Origin of the sequence: Runella sp. SP2 (assembly GCF_003711225.1) — a bacterium.
Taxonomy (GTDB): domain Bacteria; phylum Bacteroidota; class Bacteroidia; order Cytophagales; family Spirosomataceae; genus Runella.
This window is the reverse complement of record NZ_CP031030.1, coordinates 6,614,005-6,634,972: the sequence shown is the minus strand read 5'-3', so window position 1 is coordinate 6,634,972 and position 20,968 is coordinate 6,614,005. Positions and strand designations below refer to the sequence as shown.

Annotated in this window: 15 protein-coding genes; 4 read left to right on the top strand and 11 right to left on the bottom strand. The window is 44.8% G+C overall.

Features of this window, described 5'->3' with window-relative positions; all coding sequences use genetic code 11:
• Positions 1-194: 194 nt before the first annotated feature.
• A complete protein-coding gene (locus DTQ70_RS26735) occupies positions 195-665 on the top strand; it encodes a hypothetical protein (RefSeq protein ID WP_164490224.1) in 471 nt (156 codons plus the stop codon).
• 59 nt (positions 666-724) lie between these two features.
• Here DTQ70_RS26735 and DTQ70_RS26730 read toward each other — a convergent pair whose 3' ends face one another.
• The 3 genes from DTQ70_RS26730 to DTQ70_RS26720 are packed head-to-tail and all read right to left on the bottom strand — an operon-like array spanning position 725 to position 2,993.
• Positions 725-1,753 carry a sensor histidine kinase gene (locus DTQ70_RS26730; RefSeq protein WP_122933634.1) on the bottom strand — a complete coding sequence of 343 codons (1,029 nt, stop codon included), beginning with the start codon at positions 1,751-1,753 and terminating at the stop codon, positions 725-727.
• The gene (locus DTQ70_RS26725) at positions 1,750-2,166 is read right to left on the bottom strand and encodes a hypothetical protein (RefSeq protein ID WP_122933633.1); all 417 of its coding nucleotides are present in this window, start codon (positions 2,164-2,166) and stop codon (positions 1,750-1,752) included. Before DTQ70_RS26725 ends, DTQ70_RS26730 begins: the two co-directional genes overlap by 4 nt.
• A gap of 5 nt (positions 2,167-2,171) precedes the next feature.
• Positions 2,172-2,993 (bottom strand): hypothetical protein, encoded by an 822-nt coding sequence (locus DTQ70_RS26720; RefSeq protein ID WP_122933632.1) that lies wholly within the window; start codon positions 2,991-2,993, stop codon positions 2,172-2,174.
• 156 nt (positions 2,994-3,149) lie between these two features.
• Between DTQ70_RS26720 and DTQ70_RS26715 the strand changes: the two genes are divergently transcribed.
• Positions 3,150-3,902 (top strand): hypothetical protein, encoded by a 753-nt coding sequence (locus tag DTQ70_RS26715; protein ID WP_122933631.1) that lies wholly within the window; start codon positions 3,150-3,152, stop codon positions 3,900-3,902.
• A 98-nt stretch (positions 3,903-4,000) separates the two neighbouring features.
• On the opposite strand, the gene DTQ70_RS26710 is transcribed toward DTQ70_RS26715, so the two are convergent.
• The 4 genes from DTQ70_RS26710 to DTQ70_RS26695 all read right to left on the bottom strand — a co-directional run bounded on the left by DTQ70_RS26710 (position 4,001) and on the right by DTQ70_RS26695 (position 9,947).
• On the bottom strand, positions 4,001-5,938 hold the full coding sequence (locus tag DTQ70_RS26710) for a hypothetical protein (RefSeq protein ID WP_164490223.1): 1,938 nt from the start codon (positions 5,936-5,938) through the stop codon (positions 4,001-4,003).
• A gap of 9 nt (positions 5,939-5,947) precedes the next feature.
• Complete coding sequence (locus DTQ70_RS26705) at positions 5,948-8,269, bottom strand: ELWxxDGT repeat protein (protein WP_122933629.1); 2,322 nt, start codon at positions 8,267-8,269, stop codon at positions 5,948-5,950.
• Between the two features lie 121 nt (positions 8,270-8,390).
• Positions 8,391-9,479, bottom strand: a complete 1,089-nt coding sequence (locus DTQ70_RS26700) for an alpha/beta hydrolase (protein WP_122933628.1) — start codon at positions 9,477-9,479, stop codon at positions 8,391-8,393.
• Between the two features lie 75 nt (positions 9,480-9,554).
• The gene (locus DTQ70_RS26695) at positions 9,555-9,947 is read right to left on the bottom strand and encodes a hypothetical protein (protein ID WP_122933627.1); all 393 of its coding nucleotides are present in this window, start codon (positions 9,945-9,947) and stop codon (positions 9,555-9,557) included.
• A gap of 79 nt (positions 9,948-10,026) precedes the next feature.
• Here DTQ70_RS26695 and DTQ70_RS26690 point away from each other — a divergent pair, with 79 nt between their 5' ends.
• The gene (locus DTQ70_RS26690) at positions 10,027-12,003 is read left to right on the top strand and encodes a DUF3857 domain-containing protein (RefSeq protein WP_164490222.1); all 1,977 of its coding nucleotides are present in this window, start codon (positions 10,027-10,029) and stop codon (positions 12,001-12,003) included.
• Between the two features lie 5 nt (positions 12,004-12,008).
• On the opposite strand, the gene DTQ70_RS26685 is transcribed toward DTQ70_RS26690, so the two are convergent.
• The 4 genes from DTQ70_RS26685 to fsa all read right to left on the bottom strand — a co-directional run bounded on the left by DTQ70_RS26685 (position 12,009) and on the right by fsa (position 17,663).
• Complete coding sequence (locus tag DTQ70_RS26685) at positions 12,009-13,859, bottom strand: YgiQ family radical SAM protein (RefSeq protein ID WP_122933625.1); 1,851 nt, start codon at positions 13,857-13,859, stop codon at positions 12,009-12,011.
• A 306-nt stretch (positions 13,860-14,165) separates the two neighbouring features.
• The gene (locus DTQ70_RS26680; RefSeq protein WP_122933624.1) at positions 14,166-15,899 is read right to left on the bottom strand and encodes a DEAD/DEAH box helicase; all 1,734 of its coding nucleotides are present in this window, start codon (positions 15,897-15,899) and stop codon (positions 14,166-14,168) included.
• Between the two features lie 332 nt (positions 15,900-16,231).
• Positions 16,232-16,918, bottom strand: a complete 687-nt coding sequence (locus DTQ70_RS26675; protein ID WP_028524979.1) for a cell division ATP-binding protein FtsE — start codon at positions 16,916-16,918, stop codon at positions 16,232-16,234.
• Between the two features lie 88 nt (positions 16,919-17,006).
• A complete protein-coding gene (gene fsa, locus DTQ70_RS26670; RefSeq protein WP_122933623.1) occupies positions 17,007-17,663 on the bottom strand; it encodes a fructose-6-phosphate aldolase in 657 nt (218 codons plus the stop codon).
• 298 nt (positions 17,664-17,961) lie between these two features.
• Between fsa and DTQ70_RS26665 the strand changes: the two genes are divergently transcribed.
• The gene (locus DTQ70_RS26665) at positions 17,962-20,967 is read left to right on the top strand and encodes a SusC/RagA family TonB-linked outer membrane protein (protein ID WP_122933622.1); all 3,006 of its coding nucleotides are present in this window, start codon (positions 17,962-17,964) and stop codon (positions 20,965-20,967) included.
• Position 20,968 lies beyond the last annotated feature (1 nt).

The window sequence follows — 20,968 nt, the reverse complement described above, 5'->3', positions numbered from 1 at the left end:
TACTCCTGCTTTCCTCAAGACGAAAAACTAAAGAAAAGTTACCAACAACTTACTCTTTTCTAAGATTCTCATTCAAAGGCGATAAGGCGTATTCATTACCCAAAAGTTATTTTAAGGCTGCTTTTACAATTTGGACAAACTAGACGAGCACTTTAATTTTGACACTTAACACCAAAAACGCAAGTACCATTATTATGAAAATCTCTTCTCTTTATTGGAGTTTACTGGCTTGTATTGTGGCCAGCTGTAATCAATCATCATCAGAGACTCCTGTGACACCTATCGAAGACTACAGCTCGTGCACTTACACCCTCAATTACAATTTAACCTACTCCACGTTAGATGACAAACGGCCATCTTCAATCACTTACATGGATTCGGATCAAAAAATAAAAACTGTACCATTAACCTCTTCGCCTTTTAACCTGACTGTCAACTACAAATACGGCGACAGCGTTTTTGTAAAGCTCAATGCCGTTACCATGTTTTTTGCAAGCAAGTCGGGCAATAACTTAGCCCTCACGTATAAGCTTGGCTCAAATACCCAAAATGCCATCACCTGCCCTGATGTTTCTAAAAATAATCAGCTGAGCTACACAGGGATTCAACGCGATAGTATTCCTACTTCGGTGTTGGCTTTCTCTGGAATTAGAATTAAAAAATAGTACTTCATTTTCAAGTTATAATGAGCAGTTGGAGATTTTTTATCCAACTGCTTAGTGCTTTATTTTTCTTCCAGTTGTATCCGTAACAATACCTCAAACACACTCGCATTTACTTCCGCAGACAACTGGTAACGGCTTGGGTAAATAAATTCTAGGCGTTGCTTCACATTCTTTATCCCCGTTCCGTGGCCTTGTTTCTGCGCTGCTTGGGGTGAAATACTATTTCGAATCTGAAACACAAGCTCCCCTTCTTCCACCTCTAGTTTCAGCTCAATAAAACTCTCTTGTTGCAAACTAATACCGTACTGAAACGCATTCTCAACAAAGGGAATCAATAACAACGGAGCGATGCGGGCAGGCCGCCCGTCGTAGTCCAACTGGGTTTCAATTCGTAGCCCTTCGCGCTTGGGAAGGCGTGCTTGCTGGAGCGCCAAGTATTTTTCCAAAAATGCAATTTCACGCTCGACGGTCGTAAAATCTTTTTGGGTTTCTTGAAGCGTAAAGCGCATGATACCCGCCAATTGCTGCACCAACTCCGCCACCGTTTCGTTGTGGGCGGCATCGGCTTCGTTGTAAATTGTGTTGAGGGCATTGAACAAAAAGTGCGGATTGATTTGCGATTTCAACGCCCGAAGTTCGGCTTCAGTTTTTTGTTGACGAAGCACCAACTGCTCCCGCCGTACCCGAAACGCGTCGGCCACGTACCCAAATCCAATCACTATTCCCACAAACACCAAGGTGACGAGGACGTTTTCGTCCACAAATTCTTGCTCGTAACCTTTCCGAAACTGCAATCCTTCAAAGGTCAGCCACGTTAGCAGCAGCAGCCACGTCCAGTACGTCCATTTTTTATCCGTAAGCAGCCACCAACGAAACGGCCCCCGAAAATTGAGCCAAGCTAATACCAACACAATCCCTACCAAAAGCACATAACTCAACAGAAAGGTAAAAAACCCGCTTCTTCCTTGCCCATTTTCCCCGAATTGTGCTTGTAAACTTTCGGTCAATAACCAGCCAATGTACCCACCAACGAGGGACAGTACGGCAAGGAAGAACCATCGACTAGGTATCAGTGTGCGGCGTTTCATTCGATTCGTCGGAGGGCAGTTTCGTCGAGTTTCGTTTTGGTGATTTCGCGGGTCGCTGGCTCACTATCTATGCGCTTAAAATACAAGGCATTGCTCAGGTAATCATAGTCCACAATACCCTTGAGATACACCGTCTCGTTGGGTGCGATGCTAAACGCCATGCTTTGTTTTTCGGTGATAAAACTTCCCTCGGTTTCTATTTTTAACCTTCCAGCAGGGACGTCCAAACGGATATATTCATTGTTGCTAAATTTTTGGCTCACCTGTTGGTTATTGATTTTGAGGGTAAAATCAGAGGAAAAGTAGTCTTTTCTTCGGTACAAAACCAACGTTCCTCGCTCGCCCGACTCGTTCAGTTCTTTGGTTGTCGTTGCGAAAACCATCCACAACCCAACCATCAATGCGTTTTTCATGGCTTTTATTGCGGATTAAGTCCCCAAGTATTCGCTTCTCTATTTTTACGACGTGCCTCTTTCTCGGCAGGGGTGAGTTTTTTATGGTTTTTACTCATCACAAAAATACTCTGTACAAAAAACTGGTTTAGCCGATCCGCAGGTGCATTTTGGAACGAAATATTGGCATCACTGCCCCAACTCTTTGGTTTTAGACCGTACCTATACCCAAACTTCACGACAGGATTGAATGAAACAGGGCGCTTAGGCCGAAACGTATGTTCCAGCGAAAGTTCAAGAAATGTATTTTGATGGAGTAAAGTGGGTGAATACCCTACCGTCGGAGAGTTAAGCAAATTATCAAACGAAACCGTTGGTGCAGAACTCGCCGTACCCGTTTTGTAAACGTTTACTCGCGTTTCTTGAGACCCTATTCCTGCGTTTAAAAACCACTGCCGATTGCGCTGACGGACAAGCCCGTAGCCCACCGTAACGCTCCATGCTTGAAAACCTAGCCGTGTTTGCGTAGCTGTTTTCTTACTCGTATATGAGCTGTTAAACCCATACAGTATCTCTAGCCCTATTTTGACGCGTTGCCGTTGAATTCCAAAACCATAGGACGCCATAGAGTTGGCCTGAAACCTACCAAAATCAATCCCTTGCCGATTAAGTGCGTTTTTAAGCTGGGCATAATTACCAATACTCATGTTGATGTATGGCGCTCCCAAATAAAGATGCGTACTCCAATCGTACTCGTCAGGGTCAGGAATGACGACTGAGTCTTTTTGGGCCAACGAAGTTTGGGCGTAGCCCACTAAAAGAAAGATGAATAAAGAAAATGTTTTCATGGTTGTTATAGGTTTTAATGGCAACAAACCAACAACTTCTGCGATAAGCTATCAACAGTTTGTGGCCAAATTGGGGCGATTTGTGGCGAAAAAGCACAAGTTTGAGGTCAGAACAGTTTTTTAGTGTAACTTTGAATAACCGACAACACAACCACAATGAAGCTCTTATTTAGTATTCTTTTCCTTTCACTTCCCCTTTGGATTCAGGCGCAATGCCGCCCAGCGACTGCCCAAGAAAATGCCGCTTACGAACGGGTCGTGAAAGAACTCCAACGACAGTTTACGACCAAAACACCGCAGGGAAATTGGAAGACTTTTGACGAAAAACATTCGATGGGAGCGTTGGAAGTCACCTCAGAATGGGGCGGATTTGTACACCTTTGTACCGACCGATACGACCTCATCATGGAGCGAGCCGACATTGCTTCGGCGCGAAAAGCGGTGGTTGATTCGATGAAACCTGCCACTTCGACCCTGCCTTCGTTGTACGTTCACCGCGACACGATGTACACCGAAAACCCACAAGCCATCGCCCAGCGCGCTCAAGATACTTATTCCGTAAGCGTAGAAATGAACCTCGGTAATTACCGATTGCAAGATACTGAAAGCGCACGCTTGGTGCAGTCATCTCAGGTTATCAACGTCTCAGGTGCTACCCTTGCGCTTGAAGTATTGCTAAAACCCGATTTAAAAGGAGCGACAGGTCGCCAAGAAACGGTGATTTTATTGGGTGGCTGGAATACCAAGCCTCTTCAGAGAGGCCAAGATACGCGCTACCAACCGCAGTTTAGAAAAGGCGGCAAACTGGTAGAAAATCTAGTCGTGACCATCACCGCCCCTGTCGAAATCGCCCGCGAAATTGTGAAAGGCATTGATTGGAAGGCCATTGACGCTACGCTTTTGAAATAAATTCAGCGATTTAGTCGGGTTGTGAGCAGCCCTTAGCACAACTTAAATTCGCAGTAAGGTCGGGTTGTAAGCAACCCTCAGCACAACTTGCACGGCTTTTAAATCTTAAAGAGCGAATACCCCAACTCACGCGTGGAAGACATATCAAACGTGTATGAAGTCGAAGTATTGGGGATTTTCACGCGTACTTTATAACCCAACGTTCCCGTAGGAAGTCGGCCTGAGAGATGGGTAAATAAAAACGTCCGTTGCTGAGCATTATACGATCCAAACACCATCGGATAAGGCTGATTGTTTTGGTAAAAACCACCCATCCACCAGCCATTGTAATGCGCTTCAAAAGGTGTTTGCGGGTACCCACCCGTTATCCACGTTTGTCCGCCGTCAATACTCACATCTACATGGACAAGTGACTGATTTTCAATATGGTTTTTATAAGGCGCTATCTTCTTTTGGGCTAAAATGATACTCTCACGTACCATCGGGTTCACCTTCCCAACGGTGTTCGCTTCCCAGTTTACCACTCCGTAATTTTGAAGGTTTGCAAAACCAACCATTGCATCATAAACGCGCTGTTCAAAAATATCGGTTGTGGCCAATGAATAAGGGCTAAAGTTGTACGTACGCGGCGTAGGCTCCCAGTTTAAAAAGCCCAGTTTGGTCGGTTCTTGATAACGGGCGCAGTAGATGGTACTCCAAATGAGCAACAAGAAATGGTCGTCGGTTTGCCAAACCAGTTCAGGCGAAGTAGTCGTTAATTCAACGCTGTTACTACCCGCAGGAATATCTATTTCGGTAAAACCCCGCCAATGTTGAAACGTAATACGATAGGTTTTATCGGCGTTGCGCAGGCTGCCATCTTGGGCGTGCAACGACACCCGCACCCGCCGATTCCGCAAAGGCGTATTGGGGTCGGCTCCAATGTCAACGATGTGGTAGCGCGTAGGAACGCCCGCTGTTACGTTGGTTTTGGGGGTTTCTTTCAGCCGAATAATGTCGGTATTGACCCAATAATTGACGTTTGAATCATACTGAAGAACTGCCCACATGGCAAATTGCTGCACAAAATCCCACGCTTCCATGTAGTTAAGTTCCTCATTGACAGCACGATTGTTAAATTTGTTTTTGAGCTTCCAAATGGGATTGTTGGGTACACCCCAATTTGAGTGAATATTGCCGTTGTCATCAAACTGAGGGAAGATAAACGGATCCATTTGGTTGATGGGGCCTGCTCCGTACTGCCAAATTTTTGCGCCGTTGCTGTAGAGTTTTGTTTTGTAAAACAACTCCGTAAAAACATAACTCCAGCGGTGCTGAACGTGGTCAAAAAACTGTTGATCGTCCCAATTTTTGTAAGTAGGGTCGGTACCACCGTTGAAGGCATGGCGGTATTTCCCATTTTCCCACACTTGTCGCCCCCGTAAAATAGACAGCCACTCGGCATTAGAAAATGTCTCGATGTCCCAGCGCAGAAAGCCCATTCGCCCATCACCTGCGTACTTGGCTCGGCGGTCGAGTTCGTATTCGGTCAGCAAAAAAGGATTCCATTTTCCCGCTTCGTCCACATTTTCAATCGTCACCGACAAAAAAGGCGCATTAAAACAGCGATAATTCTTTCCCTGCGCCGAAAGTAAGCGATTTGGGTCAGGCACATACACTGGATTTTTCCCAAAACTTACACCCTGCACCGTAAAAGCATCCCGAAAAATACCTTCATTAATATCCGCGTACCGATTTTCTTTGGGTTTGCCCTCGCCTACTCCGCCAAAAAACGCTTTAAAGCCATAATCCCGAAAGTCCGTTACGTCGTCCCAAACTACTTTTTGGGCTTCAAAGAGCTTTAACAAGTGTCGAAACGGCTCATTTGCGGCAGTACTTGATAAATCAAAAGTGCCCAGTTTTGCATTGGGCGTGTAGCCTTGCGGATAGCCCCCTTCGTCGGGTTCGTACAGTACTTCTTTAGGAATGCCCTGCGCGTTGGCATTTCTAAAAAGTCCCATTATCAACAACAATATCCCAAAACAACGCTTCATCATTTCTTCAAATTAAAACCTTACCCCCGAAAACAAACCGTTATTAATTGTCCACAAAATCCTGTCAAGTGCATTCACTTCGCCGTCGAGGTTAATGTCTCCTGCCAAATATTTCCCAAACGTACCATTGGTCTGTATCCAAACTGTCATATCATTTGCGTTTATTTCTGCACTTGCACCCTTGACGATATCGCCTGCATACATCATGTAGCGGGTATCCTGCCACTTTTGCCCAATTGCTGGGGCATTGGCAGGAATGTAGGATTGATTAATACCAAAATCATAGAAAAACCCTCCGTTTACAAAAAGCGTAGGAGTGGCCGCCACAATCGGCAGGTGATTACGGTGTTCGACCGCCACGTAATAATCCGTGTATTCCTTTAATCGACTCGGGCATCCTTGAATACTAGGCACTAAGCCATCATTTTGAAGTAAGGCGGCCGCTTTAAAAACCGTCGTAGCAGGATTGGCAGGATCGGTTCGTAGCGAAACCAATACCCAATCTGTAACCGACGGGTCATAAGTAGCTACCGTTTCGTTGCCCATATAATACCAGGGCGCACCCGCGTATGGTTGTCCCGCTGGCGTTCTAGTGGCAAGTGGATTTACGGGCGTTTGTCCTGGCAGTAACCCCTGCTGGTTGAGGGTCGTTGTCATCGAACCTACGCCATTCCGATAAGCTCCTTCCAACAACACCCGAATACTCCCGACACTCTCGGGTAGGGTTCTAGTCCGAATGGTAATTTTAGCTGTACTTGTACAACCCGTTGTGTATTGTGCTTCAAGATAAAACGTGGTGACAGTGCTGTCCAATCGCACGTTAGTAGGGTTCGTCACAATCGGGCCATCGTATGAGCCTTTTCGCCAAATTGGTGTAGTAAAGCTGCCATAGTTTGCGACTTGGGCAGGCAATGACAACGGCCCTGTGTGACAAATTGTAGTATCCGATGCCATTCGCAGCGGCATACAGGCTTCTATTTTCCAGATTTCACTCCCTTTTTTGCCATCATCTGCCGTAAAAAACAGGGTATCACCCAGTACGGTAAGGTTGCTTATTCCACTTCCAGTTGTTCCCGAATATAACTCCAATACATTGGTGGCCGTTTCGGTACCATCGGTTTGCCAAAGTTCTCTTCCCGCAAAATCATCGTAAGCGGTAAAATACACAATGCCTTTTCGGAGGTTAAACATCGACGGTGTACTGTTAGAACCTTCTCCACCGACGCGAATGTTCTTCACCATTTTTGTCCCAGCCGCTGTGCCGTCCGAGCGCCAAAGCTCTTGTCCTGCCTCTCCGTTGGTGGCCGAAAAATAGAGCAGCCCGTTGAGCGCTTTGAGGTTTCGAGGGTCACTGCTTCCACTGCCTGTTTGAATATCTACGGCAAGAACTGTCCCCGCTGCCGTCCCGTTCGACTTCCAGAGTTCTATTCCCGTTTGTCCATCGTTGGCCGCAAAATATAGCGTACCGTTGAGTACAGTCAAATAATGTGGCATTCCACTCATCGACCCACTCCAAATATCCCGTACCTGTACCGTCCCCGCAGCCGTCCCGTCCGACTTCCACAATTCAAAGCCGTTAGTGCCATTGGTTGCCGTAAAATACAGCGTTCCGTTCACGTTGGTGAGGTACTGAGGATTCGAGCTTGCTATTCCTGCGTTAATATCTTTGACCAAAGTAGTTCCTGCCGCCGTGCCGTTGGTTTTCCAAAGCTCGTACCCATTCACGCCATCGTTTGCCACAAAATAGAGTGTTCCGTTAACGTTGGTCAGTTGTTGAGGGTTCGAGCTTCCTGCCCCCGTCACAATGTCTCTGACAATGACCGTGGTAGCATCTGTTCCCCCCGACTTCCAGAGTTCACTTCCTGTCCCTGCGGTAGTTGCCACAAAATAAAGCGTTCCGTTCACATTGGTCAAACCACTTGGCATACTCCCCAGCGGCCCATCGTTGATGTCCTTCACGCGAATCGTACCCGCGGCTGTGCCGTTTGATTTCCAAAGTTCGTAACCATAACCTGTTTGGTCAGCTACAAAATACAATGAAGTTCCCACACTCGTGAGAGAATAGGCAGTGCCTGGCAAATCCAAGACTTTGGCAGTAGTAGCATTTCGTCCCGATGATTTCCACAGCCCCACGGTCGAGCCGTTTTGTTTGGCGGTAAAATAAAGTATTCCATTGTGATTGGTAAGAAAGCGCGGGTCGCTTCCCAAGGTGGCAGAGGTAGCAAGCGGGTCTGCCTGAAGGTTAATATCTTTCAGCAATAGCGGATATTGCGCATATACACTGCTCACCAGCAATAGCAAACCCCACAAAATAGTTTTCCTGACAACTAGCATTACTGGCACCGAGTTTTTCGAGTATCACATAAAACGATACGTCACTGTATCCAAAGAAATGGGTAAAATTTCTTTGGATACAGCAATAAAAGTGCCAAAATGATTGATAATGGGCTATCTATCAGCCAAAGAGCCACTCCACGGCCTTCGGAAACTCTTTACCCCAGCGCATTTCGGTATGCTCGCCAGCGGGGTCGAGCGATAGTTTAAATTGAAGTCGTTCGTTGTTCCATCCTTGTCGTTCAATCGCCTCTTTCAGCCGCTCTACACTCGGAATCATGTAGCGTCCTTCTTTCCCTCCTGCATAGACGTAGATTTTGGTTTCCAGAGGGTTAAAGAATTCGATGGAATCAAAATAGATTTTGTCCGAAACCCAAAGCGACGGCGAAAAAATCATAAGACGGCCTAGCGTTTCGGGATACATTAAGCCTGCATATATGCTTATTAAGCCTCCCATTGAACTGCCGCCGATGCCCGTAAATTGGCGCTCGGTGCGGGTACGATAATTTTTATCAATGTACGGTTTAAGGGTACGAACGATGAAGTTTGCGTACTTTTTCCCCGCTCCTTTGCCAAATTTTGGATGCGTGTAGGGTGCAAATTCGTGCAAACGGTCTTCATCTCCGTGGTCAATGGCCACAATGATGATACCGCCTTTGTTTTGCTCGGCCAGTACCGCCATGCGTTTATCTATTTCCCAATTTCCAAAAATAGAACCATCACCAAAGAGGTTCTGCCCATCTTGAAGGTACAATACAGGGTATCGTTTGGTAGAAGTACTGTAATCGTGCGGGAGAAGAATACGAATACGGCGCTTTTTACCCAGCTGAGGTATTTCAAAATCTTCCGCTACGGTCTGAATCGTGGGTACGTACGTCTCGTCAAACGCGCGGCCATTACGACGCCAGTGGGGCACAAAATCCTTTTGGGTAGTATTTTTACCTTTAATACGGCGATTTTGGGGGGCTTCGCCAAAGGCATCCAGCTCTACTTGATCCCAGCCTCCGCGGGTATATTTGTACTCAAGAGGTTGTTCAAAATGAAAATCGGGGGGAAATTGAAAATGATACTTTCCTGCTCCTATCTTTTGCATCTGATACCGTTCAATATCAGGATACCACTCACAAAAATTACCAGAAATAAATACAGGACGCTCGTCGTCAACAGTCGTTGTCAACTCAAGCGCCAAAGACGCATTACGGTTACTCATTCCTCACAGGTTAAATGTGTCAGTTTAACACCCACAAAAGTACTAATGTTCGATAAAACTTAAAAATTTCCAGTTTTAATCCTCTTTCGAAGCACTCTGTCGGTACCAATACCGAATTACCACTTTTTGAAGTTCTCGCTTGATAATCAATTCAGCAAGTAGTTGTAAACTAGCATGAATCGCCGTAGGAATGGCGCGGTGAATTTGTTTTTCGGTCAAATCAACCCGATTTAGGAGGTATTTCAGTGTTCCTCCTTTTTTTAAATGCTCGTCTATTTTTTGGGTCAAATATTCACGCAACTCTTCAAACGAATAGCGTTCGTCGATGTCGAGCTCTAAGGGTAACTGCGCCGTTTGGAAGTCTTTTATGAGTTGTAGCAACAAATCGCGCAGCAAGTTGGGTAGCCGAAGCACCTGTTCTAGTTCTTCGGGCGAGGAGTTTGTTAGTTTATCAGTTTCGTGCGGCATTGTTACAAAATAAACGTGCTCCCGTGAGTAACACAATAAAGACACCAAAATAAAACTTTTATTTCTAACCTTCCGTTATTTGGAAACTACACTAATTCCTTCTCGTATGATGCGCTTTGCGTTGGTGAATTTCAAGGTTTCGTTTCATTTTTTCTTTTTTGCCCTGCTCGCCACTCATCTTTCGGCAGTGGCTCAACCTAAGGTCAACTTGTCGCAACTGAAAGCGAAGTTTCCCAATGATGAAATGGCGTACCTCAATCGCTCCGAAAAAGTAGCCATCGAGGTTGTGAATGGGGAACTTCAAATCGACGTGTTTCACCAAGAAGACCGCGTGTTTTTGGACAAACGGGCCAGTGTTTTTGCCGACGAACGTATTTACTTTTCTGAAGCTTTTCAGGAAATCAAAGACCTTGATGCGGTCTCATACATTCCCGAAAAATCGGGCTATAATCGTACGCCCGTCACCGACATCAAAACCGAGCGCCCTAGCCCAGGGGGAGGAATATTTTTTGACGATATGCAGGTTAAAAAATTCACCTTTCCAGGCGCCAAAGAAGGAGGCATTGGCACCGTTTCCTATACCGAAAGAGTCAAAAGCCCCTATATGCTTTCGGGTTTTGTTTTTGGGAATTATGTACCTGTTATCAACAGTGAATTCTCGGTTTCGTTTCCCGCTTCCGTCAAGGTTTCCTACAAAACCTACGGCGATATGAAGGGGATTGTTTTTGCCAAAACAACCCAAAATGGCAAAACGGTTTATACGTGGAAAGCACAAAATTTAAAAGCGTCGCCTCTGGAAACGGAATCGCTTTCGTTACGCCATTATGTGCCACAAGTGTTTTTATTTATCGAAAGTTATACGGCCAACGGACAAACGAAGGAGGTATTGGGCGACGTCCAAAAGCTGTTTAATTATTACAAAAGCTTGGTCAAAGACCTTAACAAGCAGCCCAGTTCGCAGCTCAAAGCCCTTACGGATTCATTGACGCGGGGCAAAAGCGAAGTAGAGAAAATTCGGTCGGTTTATTATTGGGTACAAGACCACGTCAAATACATTGCCTTTGAAGAAGGGCTTGGCGGGTTTATTCCTCGTCAGGCCAACGATGTTTGTCAAAAACGCTACGGTGATTGTAAAGACATGGCCAGTCTTACTTCGTCGATGCTCAATTTGGCAGGTATTCCGTCGTATTTGGTGTGGATTGGAACGCGTGACATTCCCTACAAATATGCCGAAAATCCTTCCATGAGCGTGGATAACCACATGATTGCGGCGGTAAAGTGGCAAGGAAAATGGCAATTTTTGGACGCAACCGACGACCGCATCGACTTCGGACTTCCGACCTCGCACATCCAAGGCAAAGAAGCCTTGATAATGACATCGGAAGACAAGTATGAAATCGTTCCTGTGCCCGTTGTTCCTGCCAATCAAAATACCAAAGTGGATTCAATGATACTTTCGATTGATGGAAAAACATTGAAGGGAAACGGCACCTTAACTTTTCAAGGACTATGGAAAACATCGCTCAAATCGGCCGTGCAGTACCGTTCGGAGCCACAACGCGACGAATACTACAAAAATGTACTTAGTCGAGGTTCTAACAAATGTGCCTTGTTAAAAAATGTAGTCACAGGACTTCAAGATCGTGACGTACCTGTACGGCTCCAATACGCGTTTTCAGTACCCGACTACGTTCAGGAAGCGGCAGGGGAGCTTTTTATTAATCCTCATTTGACGCGCCCATGGGCTGATAAACGAATGGAAGAAAGCCGCAAAAATGACTGGAAACACGAGTTTACGCACATCGAAGACATGGTAACGATTCTGCCTGTTCCAAAAGGATATACCGTCACCAACCTTCCTACCAATGCGTCGTTTTCGCACCCTGACTTTGGGTTTAAGCTGAGCTATGAACAAAAAAATGACCAAATCGTGGTTCGCAGTCAATGGACGTTGAACTCGCTTTTGGTCAAAAAATCAAGTTTCCCTGAATGGAATAAAATGGTTGCTGCCCTCAACGAAGCCTACAGCGAAGTGATTTCGTTGAAGAAGGGCTAACGTCTTTATTTCTTTTTAGCATTTCCTCCCCCCAAAAGGCGGTTGGCCAAGTCAGGACGCTTGAGCTTATTCAAACGGTTACGAATCAAATCCCTAAATTCGGGTTTGTACCAGAAAAAGAAACGGTTTTGGTTCTGCTTCTCTTCGCGGGTTTTAGCCGTAAAAACTGGCTTCAACGTGTAGGGATGCACTCCCGTGTAATAAATTACTTCCGCAACAGTCATGGGCGTTGGGGTAAAATCTTGCACTTGTTCTAAACGGAAGCCCAAATCCTTGGTTTCTGCTGCCAAGTTGGCCATATCTACCTCTTCGCAACCTGGGTGCGATGAAATAAAGTACGGAATCAACGGTTGTTTGAGGTTGTGTTTGTCCGAAATCTGGTCGTACTTTTTCTTGAAAAGTTTGAAATACTTAAACGATGGTTTCCGCATAACTCGAAGCGTATCGTCAGAGGTATGTTCGGGCGCTACTTTTAATCGACCCGATACATGGCGCGTAATCAACTGCTCCATGTACTCATCGTGATTGCCGTCCTTGTTGTTTTTGTTGAAATCATCCACCAACAAATCGTACCGAATCCCAGAGCCAACAAACGCTTTTTTAATGTTTGGATGCTCATCCACCTTGCGGTAAAGTTCTGTAATGGGCTTATGAGACGTATCCAAGTTGGAACAAATGACAGGGTGAATACAGCTTGGACTTGTACAGCGCGCACAAATCGACTCGTCTTTACCTTTCATTCGATACATATTTGCCGAGGGGCCGCCCAAATCCGAGAGATAGCCCTTAAACTCGGGATGTTTCGTTACTTCATCCACCTCTTTCAAAATCGACTTTTCGCTTCGCGATGCGATAAACTTCCCTTGGTGCGCCGAAATAGTACAAAAGCTACAACCTCCAAAGCACCCACGGTGCATGTTTATCGAAAACTTAATCATGTCGTAGGCAGGTATCGGCCCACGGTTTTTATATTTTGGGTGCGGCAAGCGCGTGTATGGCAAATCAAATGAAGCGTCGATTTCAGTTTCGGTCATTACCTTAAAAGGTGGATTAATGACCAATACGTCCTCTCCTACCAATTGCGTAATCCGATTGGCCTGCCACTTATTTGACTCTACTTCTACAATTTTAAAGTTAGCCGCGTACTTGATTTTATCCTGCAAACACACTTCATGGCTCGCCAGCTCGACCGTTTCCCATTCGTTCCACTTAGGCAATTCGTCGGATGCTTTTTGCAAATAAGCGACTTGGTGAATATCGTGTAATCCCGAAAAATCGTATCCGTCTTTCAAACGACGCAAAATCTCGCGCAAAGGCTGTTCTCCCATCCCATAAACCAACAAATCGGCTTGTGAATCGGCCAAAATTGTTGGCATCAAACGGTCTTGCCAGTAATCATAATGCGTTACGCGACGAAGTGACGCTTCAATCCCTCCGATAAGTACAGGAACATCGGGATAGAGTTCTTTTAATATTTTGGAATAAACGGTCGTGGCATAATCGGGACGAAACCCCGCTTCACCCCCAGGCGTGTATGAGTCGTTTGAGCGAAGACGCTTATTAGCCGTGTAGTGGTTTACCATCGAATCCATACAACCCGCCGTAACGCCAAAAAAGTACTTAGGGCGTCCGAATTTCTTAAAATCGCGCAAATCGTCTTTCCAGTTGGGCTGTGCCACAATCGCTACCCGAAAGCCTTCACTTTCGATGATTCGGCCAATCACTGCTGTTCCAAAAGCAGGATGGTCAACGTACGCATCTCCCGATACAATGACGACATCCACTTCGTCCCAGCCCCGTTTTTCAACCTCTTTCTTGGTAATGGGCAACCAATCGGTTATCGGTCTTTCTATCATAACACCTTAATATTTTTCTTGCGAATGGGAATTTAGCAACTTCACGCGGTTATGAGTAACCGCTTCTTTTCGGTTGTGAGCAACCGAAAGCACTTGCCGTGAACGTGGTTACTCCATAACCGAAAGCACTTGCTGTGGTCGTGGTTACTCATAACCACGACTTCGGTTGCTCACAACCGAAGTCAATTTACTCAACCAAGTATGAAACAAAATAGTTTGAGAAATATACCCCAAAACAAAACAGTCCACAATTTACAATATAATGAGCTATTGTAAACTGTGAACTGCCAATGATTACTTTTTTATCTATCGTGCTACTTCGATATTCACTGGTTTTCCTTTGATGGTATTGCCACTCATGGCTTCTACCACACGACGAGCATCGCGCTCAGGAACGTCAACAAACGAATACGCATCAAAAATGTCAATAGATCCAATCACGCGGCCTGGGATACCTGCTTCACCCGCAATGGCACCTACGATGTCGCGAGGTTGAACACGGTCTTTGCGACCTACGCTCACAAACAAGCGAATCATACCTGGGTCATTGCGTTTCTGGCGGTCACCACCCCCACGGCTATCGCGGTCAGTACCACGGCCACCACGGTCACGGTCGCCAAAACGGCCACTACCTTCACCACGTTTTTCGAAACGTCCGCCACGGTCATCACGTGCGCCATTTCTATCTTTAAACTTACGGTCTTCATCCCATGCCAAGTCAGTATCCGCAAATTCACTTTTCTGAACTCCCATGTTGATTTTCACCAAAGCGGCTACAATTGTTTCAGTGCTCAGGCCAGTCGTGTGGTGCAACATCGTGAGCATATCGCTGTAGATATCCAAATCACCTTCGGTCGCCGCCTTTTCTACTTGCTCAATAAAACGAGCTTTACGAACGCCCACAATGTCCTCAAACGTAGGAATTACTCCTTTTTCGATGCGAACTTTTGTGTAACCTTCGATTTGGCGGAGGCGGAATTTTTCGTCTTTTGCAACCAACGTCAACGCCTTACCTGTACGACCTGCACGACCCGTACGGCCAATACGGTGTACGTAATATTCTTCGTCAAGGGGAAGGTCAAAGTTAATTACCGCATCCACGCCCGACACGTCGATTCCGCGAGCGGCCACGTCAGTAGCTACCAAGATAGTCGTAGTACCTGCTCTAAACTTCGCCATTACGTTGTTACGTTGGGCTTGGCGCAAATCGCCGTGAAGTCCTTCCGCTTGGTAGCCACGTACCATCAATTCTTCCGTAATTTCATCTACTTTACGTTTTGTATTACAGAAGATAATTACTTGTTTCAAGTCGTAAGAATCAATCAAGCGGCAAGTTACTTCCGCCTTAGCACGTTGTTTTACTTCAAAGCAAACTTGTTCAATGTTCTCATTTGTAACTTCTTTGCGAGTTACTTTTACGAGTACAGGGTCATTTTGGAATTTCTGCGTAATGGCCATGATTGGCTTTGACATTGTCGCCGAGAACAATACCGTTTGGCGTTCTTCTGGCATTTCTTCCAAAATGCTTTCGATATCTTCACGGAAGCCCATGTCAAGCATTTCGTCCGCTTCGTCAAGCACCATGTAACTTACCTTTTCTAATTTCAAGGCGCGGCGCTCCATCATATCCATCGTACGACCAGGCGTACCTACAACGATATGTACTCCCCCACGCAACGATTTAATTTGACGCTCAATCGAATCACCTCCGTAAATCGTTTCAATTTTTACGCCTTTTTTGTATTTCGCCAAGCGACGCAACTCATCAGTAACCTGAACCGCTAACTCACGCGTTGGGCACAAAATAAGTACTTGAGTGTGTTTTTCAGTAACGTCAACAAGTTCAAGCGCTGGCAAACCGAAGGCGGCAGTTTTACCTGTACCTGTTTGCGCTTGTCCAATAACGTCTAATCCTTGTAAAAGATGGGGAATTGCTTGTGCTTGAATAGGAGATGGTTTTTCAAAACCCATTTCGTTGGTTGCTTGCATCAGTTCATCTGATAAGCCCAACGTCTGAAAACTTAATGTTTCTTCTTGCATTGTATTGTTTATATTGAATATTGTGTTGGGAGCATAGAGTACAGCAGCACATACAGGCGCGACAGCGTCTCCACACCCACAAACTGAATACTCAATACTCGCTTAAAAAAGCACTGCAGCCCGAAGAGTCTCTGTAGGTTAAAACAGATGGCCTGCGTGTATTTTCTGAGGACGAAAAGAAGGGGTAAACCCTAACACAAAAAATCGCAGAGACGAACGAGCGTGTTCGTGCAGTAAAACTTTTGCAAAAGTAAGACTATTTATCGAATAAACGACAAATGAGAGATAAAATTTTGTATTTTTCGTAGCAATATAAAATTTTGCGGGCTTCGCTACTGGATTTCAGTCACCGCTCCATTTTCGCATTTAACCACCCGAGCAGGATATTTTTTTAGGAAGTCGTAATTGTGGGTAGCCATTAGGATAGCCGTTCCTGCGGTATTGATGGTTTGGAAGACTTGCATGATTTGCTCTCCTACCTCTGGATCGAGGTTTCCTGTGGGCTCATCGGCAAGTAAAATTTGGGGCTCATTGAGCATGGCCCTGGCAATCACCACGCGTTGTTGTTCCCCCCCCGAAAGTTGGTGTGGCATTTTTTTGGGAGACGTGCCCAGACCCACTTGCATTAGCACATCCGAAATCCGTGTTTTAATGGCCGACTTATCCGTCCAGCCCGTCGCACGAAGCACAAACTCTAGATTTTCTTCAACGTTACGGTCAAAAAACAATTGAAAATCTTGAAACACAATGCCCAGTTTTCTTCTCAAAAACGGCACTTCTGCTTGTTTCATTTTTTGCAATTCATATCCTACCACCTTTCCTTTTCCCGATTCAAGCCATAAGTCACCGTATAGGGTTTTTAATAGTGAACTTTTGCCACTCCCTGTGCGGCCAATCAGAAACACAAAGTCACCTTTGTTGATTTCAAAATTGACATCCGACAATACCAACTTGTTGCCATTTTGGTATATATCTACTCCTTCAAGCTTAATGATGGGTTCCGAAGAAAATGCGGTCATTTGTTTGCAGCAATTAGCAATTAGTGAATCAACAGTTAGCGGTTGCCAATCTTTGAGTGACTGCTAACCGCTAACTGCTGAAAACTGATTATTGGTTTACTTTTTTGTAATCGGCCAAGAATTTCTCCAATCCAATATCTGTAAGTGGGTGCTTCAACAACGATGTAATAACGCTGAGTGGGCAAGTTACAACATCAGCGCCAAGTTCCGCACATTTCAACAAGTGAACTGGGTGACGCACCGACGCCGCCAATACTTCCGTTGTAAATCCGTAATTTTGGTAAATACCTACAATCTGCTCAATCAACTCCATACCGTCCATCGAAATATCGTCCAAACGACCGATAAAAGGAGAAACGTAAGTAGCCCCAGCTTTGGCTGCCAACAACGCCTGACCCGCTGAAAAAACGAGGGTACAGTTGGTACGAATGCCACGGTCAGAAAGCGCTTTGATTGCCTTCACTCCATCCTTAATCATTGGCACTTTCACCACGATTTTATCATCTATTTCAATAAGCTCACTCGCTTCTTTAAGCATCCCTTCCAAATCGGTCGAAATCACTTCCGCACTTACATCCCCGTCCACAATGTCACAAATCGCTTTGTAATGCGCAATTACATTCGCTTTTCCCGTAATTCCTTCTTTGGCCATAAGCGATGGATTTGTGGTTACACCATCCAAAACGCCCAAATCATACGCTTCTTGAATTTCTTTCAAATTAGCTGTATCAATGAAAAATTTCATAATGAGAGATTTAAGTTTATGTCGTGCAAAGTTAGGCAAAGCAGGCCGTATCTAAAATTTTTACCATGAAAATAGCCTTACCTACTTTTAAAAGTACAACTTACTCCACTATTACCCAAAAAGGCTATTCCTTTTTAATTTTCAAAATTTGCATTATAGAAATTTATTATTGTAATTTGCTCTCTGGTTAGGTTACTTGCGGACAAGAAATACTTGGAACAATCCAAAATACCTTGTAGTGAGTCCTTCCAAGTGACTGGACCAAACAGGTAATCATTCACAAAACAATTTTAAACCTATGATGAACAGTTTCCCTTCTGTAGGGCGAGTTTTACTCGCTCGTCAGTTTGCTGTCCTTGGTAAAATCGCCATGACAGTTTTGTTCACAGTGGTCTTCTTGGGAGTCCAAGCTCAAGAAAGACAAGTCACTGGTAAAGTAAAAGACGGAACAGGCACAGGAATGCCAGGTGTTACAGTTGCAGTAAAAGGAACTCAACGCGGTACGAGTACGGATGTTGATGGAAATTACAAAGTTGCCGTTCCTACAAACGCCACACTCGTATTTAGTTACGTGGGTTACTCAAACCAAGAAATCGCGGTTGGTAGCCGCTCAGTTGTCGATGTAACTCTTCTCGAAGACAACAAAGTCCTTAATGAAGTAGTGGTAGTGGGTTATGGTACAGTCAAGAAAAAAGATGCGACTGGTGCTGTAAACGCCATTGGTACAAAAGACTTCCAAAAAGGGATTGTAGTATCACCCGAACAATTGATGCAAGGACGCGTAGCTGGGGTACAAATCACGCAGTCAAGCGGTGAGCCAGGTGGTGGTATCAACGTTCGTATCCGTGGTACGTCTTCAGTATTTGGTGGTAACAACCCATTGTTCGTTATCGACGGAGTACCTTTGGCAGGTGACAATACCTCATCGGGTGGAGATGCTTCAGGGGTTGGTCGTCAGCCAGCTAAAAACCCATTGAACTTCTTGAACCCTGAGGACATTGCAAGCATCGACATCTTGAAAGATGCATCGGCAACGGCTATCTACGGTTCACGTGGTGCTAACGGGGTAGTTTTGATTACAACCAAAAAAGGAAAAGGTAAAGGTACGCTTGAGTACGGTTACTCACTTGGAGCAAGCAGTATCACAAAGCGTTATGATTTGCTAAATGCCGATGAATACCGTGCAGCGGGTGGCCAAGACCAAAAAAGCAGCACTGACTGGCAAAATGAATTGTTCAGAACTGGTTATACTAACCAACACAACTTTGCCTTCGGAGCTGGAGATAATAACGGAAGCTACCGCTTTACATTGGGTTATTTGAACCAACAAGGGATTATCAAAGAATCAGACATCAAGCGTTACAGCTTAGGTTTCAACGGTTCTAAGAAATTCCTTAATGATCGTTTGACGATTGCGAGTAACATCAACATTTCAAACAACCAAGACGCTAACGTACCTATCTCAGAAAACGCTGGTTTTGAAGGAGAGCTTTTAGGTAACATCTTGAAAGCAAACCCAACTCGCCCAGTTTATAACAGCGATGGCACTTTCAATCAGCCAGGCAACACAGAGCCTAACCCATTGGCAATGATTGTCTTGTCTCAAGACAACACCAACTCACTTCGCGCCTTGGGTAACATCAACGCTGAATTACAAATTGTGAAAAACTTGAAGTTCAAAACAGTGATTGGTTTTGACAAGTCATTCTCTTCAAGAAAATCATCTTATTCTCGTGACCTCGTGTTGACAGGTGTTCATAACATTGGCCGTGCTTACGTTGCGGATATCGAAACTGACAACAAATTGTGGGAAAACTACTTCACATACGACAAAGAGTTTAACAAAATCTCATTCAATGCGTTGTTGGGTTATTCGTACCAGATGTTCAGCCGCTTCTCAAAAAATATCACAGCTGCGAACTTCCGTACTAACGACTTAGATTTGATGATCAATAACATCGCATCGGCTAATGCAGGTAAATTCGGTGGTAATGTTATCAACAACTCTAGTTCAGAAACCGATGAATTGCAATCGTATTTTGGACGTGTAAACGTAGGCATCAATGACAAATATTTGTTGACAGCTACTTTACGTTCAGACGGTTCTACAAAATTCGGGGGTAACAACAAATATGGTTTCTTCCCATCTTTTGCTGCCAAGTGGAAAATTATGAACGAAAGCTTCGCTCCTAAGAATATCTTCGATGACTTAGCGGTTCGTTTTGGTTATGGTTTGACAGGTAACCAATCAATTCCTCACAACGTCTATGACCGTCGCGACCGTTACAGTGGCTGGGGTATCAACCAAGGTGCTGATAATATCGAAGGTGGTGGTTTGAACGCAGTAGCATTTAACAACCCTAACTTGAAATGGGAAACAACGTCATCTATCAACTTAGGTTTGGACTTCGCTATCTTGAAAAACCGTCTTTCTGGTACGATTGATTTCTATCAGAAAAACACCAAAGATTTGTTGTTCTACGTTATTTCAGCACAACCTGCTCCAACGCCATTTACGTGGAAAAACTTGGATACTGACATCCAAAACCGTGGGGTAGAAATTTCATTGACAGGTGCAGTAGTTGACCAAACAAACTTTGGTTGGGAAGTGTTACTCAACACGAGTTTCAACAAAAACATGGTTAACAACCTGAATGGGGTATTTGATACAGGTGAAATCAACGGTCAAGGTTTGACTGGTGCATTTGCACAACGTATTGCAGCTGGCCAGCCTTTGTTTGCTTATTTCTTGCGTGACTTCGGCGGATATGATGAAAACGGGAACTCTCTTTATCCTAATGGTGACTTCCAGCAATTCTTGAACGGAAAGAGTCCACTTCCAACTGTAACAGGTGGTTTGACTAATAACTTCCGTTACAAAAACTGGGATTTGAGTTTGTTCTTCAACGGTGTATTTGGTAACTACCTTTACTCAAATACTGAAAATGCTTTCTTTACAAAAGGATCATTTGCAAACGGGCGTAACGTGACTAAGAATGTGGTAACAAGCAAAGAAGGTCCATTGAATGCTCCAGACGTTTCAACTCGTTTCTTGCAAAAAGGTGATTTTGTTCGTTTACAAAACTTGAATTTGAGCTACCGTGTACCAGTAAATGGTAAAACTATTTCAAACTTGCGCGTATTCTTGACAGGTCAAAACTTGTTGACCTTCACTAAGTACGATGGACAAGACCCAGAAGTAAGCACCAACAAGTCTATCAACGGTATTCCATCGTTTGGTATTGACTACACTGCTTACCCAAGAGCTAGAACTTGGACCATCGGTGCTAACATTTCGTTTTAAG

What these genes read in the sequence shown, in the direction of transcription:
- DTQ70_RS26735 (WP_164490224.1), top strand. Translation starts at nt 195, where the DNA reads ATGAAAATCTCTTCTCTTTATTGGAGTTTACTGGCTTGTATTGTGGCC.
- DTQ70_RS26730 (WP_122933634.1), bottom strand. Translation starts at nt 1,753, where the DNA reads ATGAAACGCCGCACACTGATACCTAGTCGATGGTTCTTCCTTGCCGTA.
- DTQ70_RS26725 (WP_122933633.1), bottom strand. Translation starts at nt 2,166, where the DNA reads ATGAAAAACGCATTGATGGTTGGGTTGTGGATGGTTTTCGCAACGACA.
- DTQ70_RS26720 (WP_122933632.1), bottom strand. Translation starts at nt 2,993, where the DNA reads ATGAAAACATTTTCTTTATTCATCTTTCTTTTAGTGGGCTACGCCCAA.
- DTQ70_RS26715 (WP_122933631.1), top strand. Translation starts at nt 3,150, where the DNA reads ATGAAGCTCTTATTTAGTATTCTTTTCCTTTCACTTCCCCTTTGGATT.
- DTQ70_RS26710 (WP_164490223.1), bottom strand. Translation starts at nt 5,938, where the DNA reads ATGATGAAGCGTTGTTTTGGGATATTGTTGTTGATAATGGGACTTTTT.
- DTQ70_RS26705 (WP_122933629.1), bottom strand. Translation starts at nt 8,269, where the DNA reads ATGCTAGTTGTCAGGAAAACTATTTTGTGGGGTTTGCTATTGCTGGTG.
- DTQ70_RS26700 (WP_122933628.1), bottom strand. Translation starts at nt 9,479, where the DNA reads ATGAGTAACCGTAATGCGTCTTTGGCGCTTGAGTTGACAACGACTGTT.
- DTQ70_RS26695 (WP_122933627.1), bottom strand. Translation starts at nt 9,947, where the DNA reads ATGCCGCACGAAACTGATAAACTAACAAACTCCTCGCCCGAAGAACTA.
- DTQ70_RS26685 (WP_122933625.1), bottom strand. Translation starts at nt 13,859, where the DNA reads ATGATAGAAAGACCGATAACCGATTGGTTGCCCATTACCAAGAAAGAG.
- DTQ70_RS26680 (WP_122933624.1), bottom strand. Translation starts at nt 15,899, where the DNA reads ATGCAAGAAGAAACATTAAGTTTTCAGACGTTGGGCTTATCAGATGAA.
- DTQ70_RS26675 (WP_028524979.1), bottom strand. Translation starts at nt 16,918, where the DNA reads ATGACCGCATTTTCTTCGGAACCCATCATTAAGCTTGAAGGAGTAGAT.
- fsa (WP_122933623.1), bottom strand. Translation starts at nt 17,663, where the DNA reads ATGAAATTTTTCATTGATACAGCTAATTTGAAAGAAATTCAAGAAGCG.
- DTQ70_RS26665 (WP_122933622.1), top strand. Translation starts at nt 17,962, where the DNA reads ATGATGAACAGTTTCCCTTCTGTAGGGCGAGTTTTACTCGCTCGTCAG.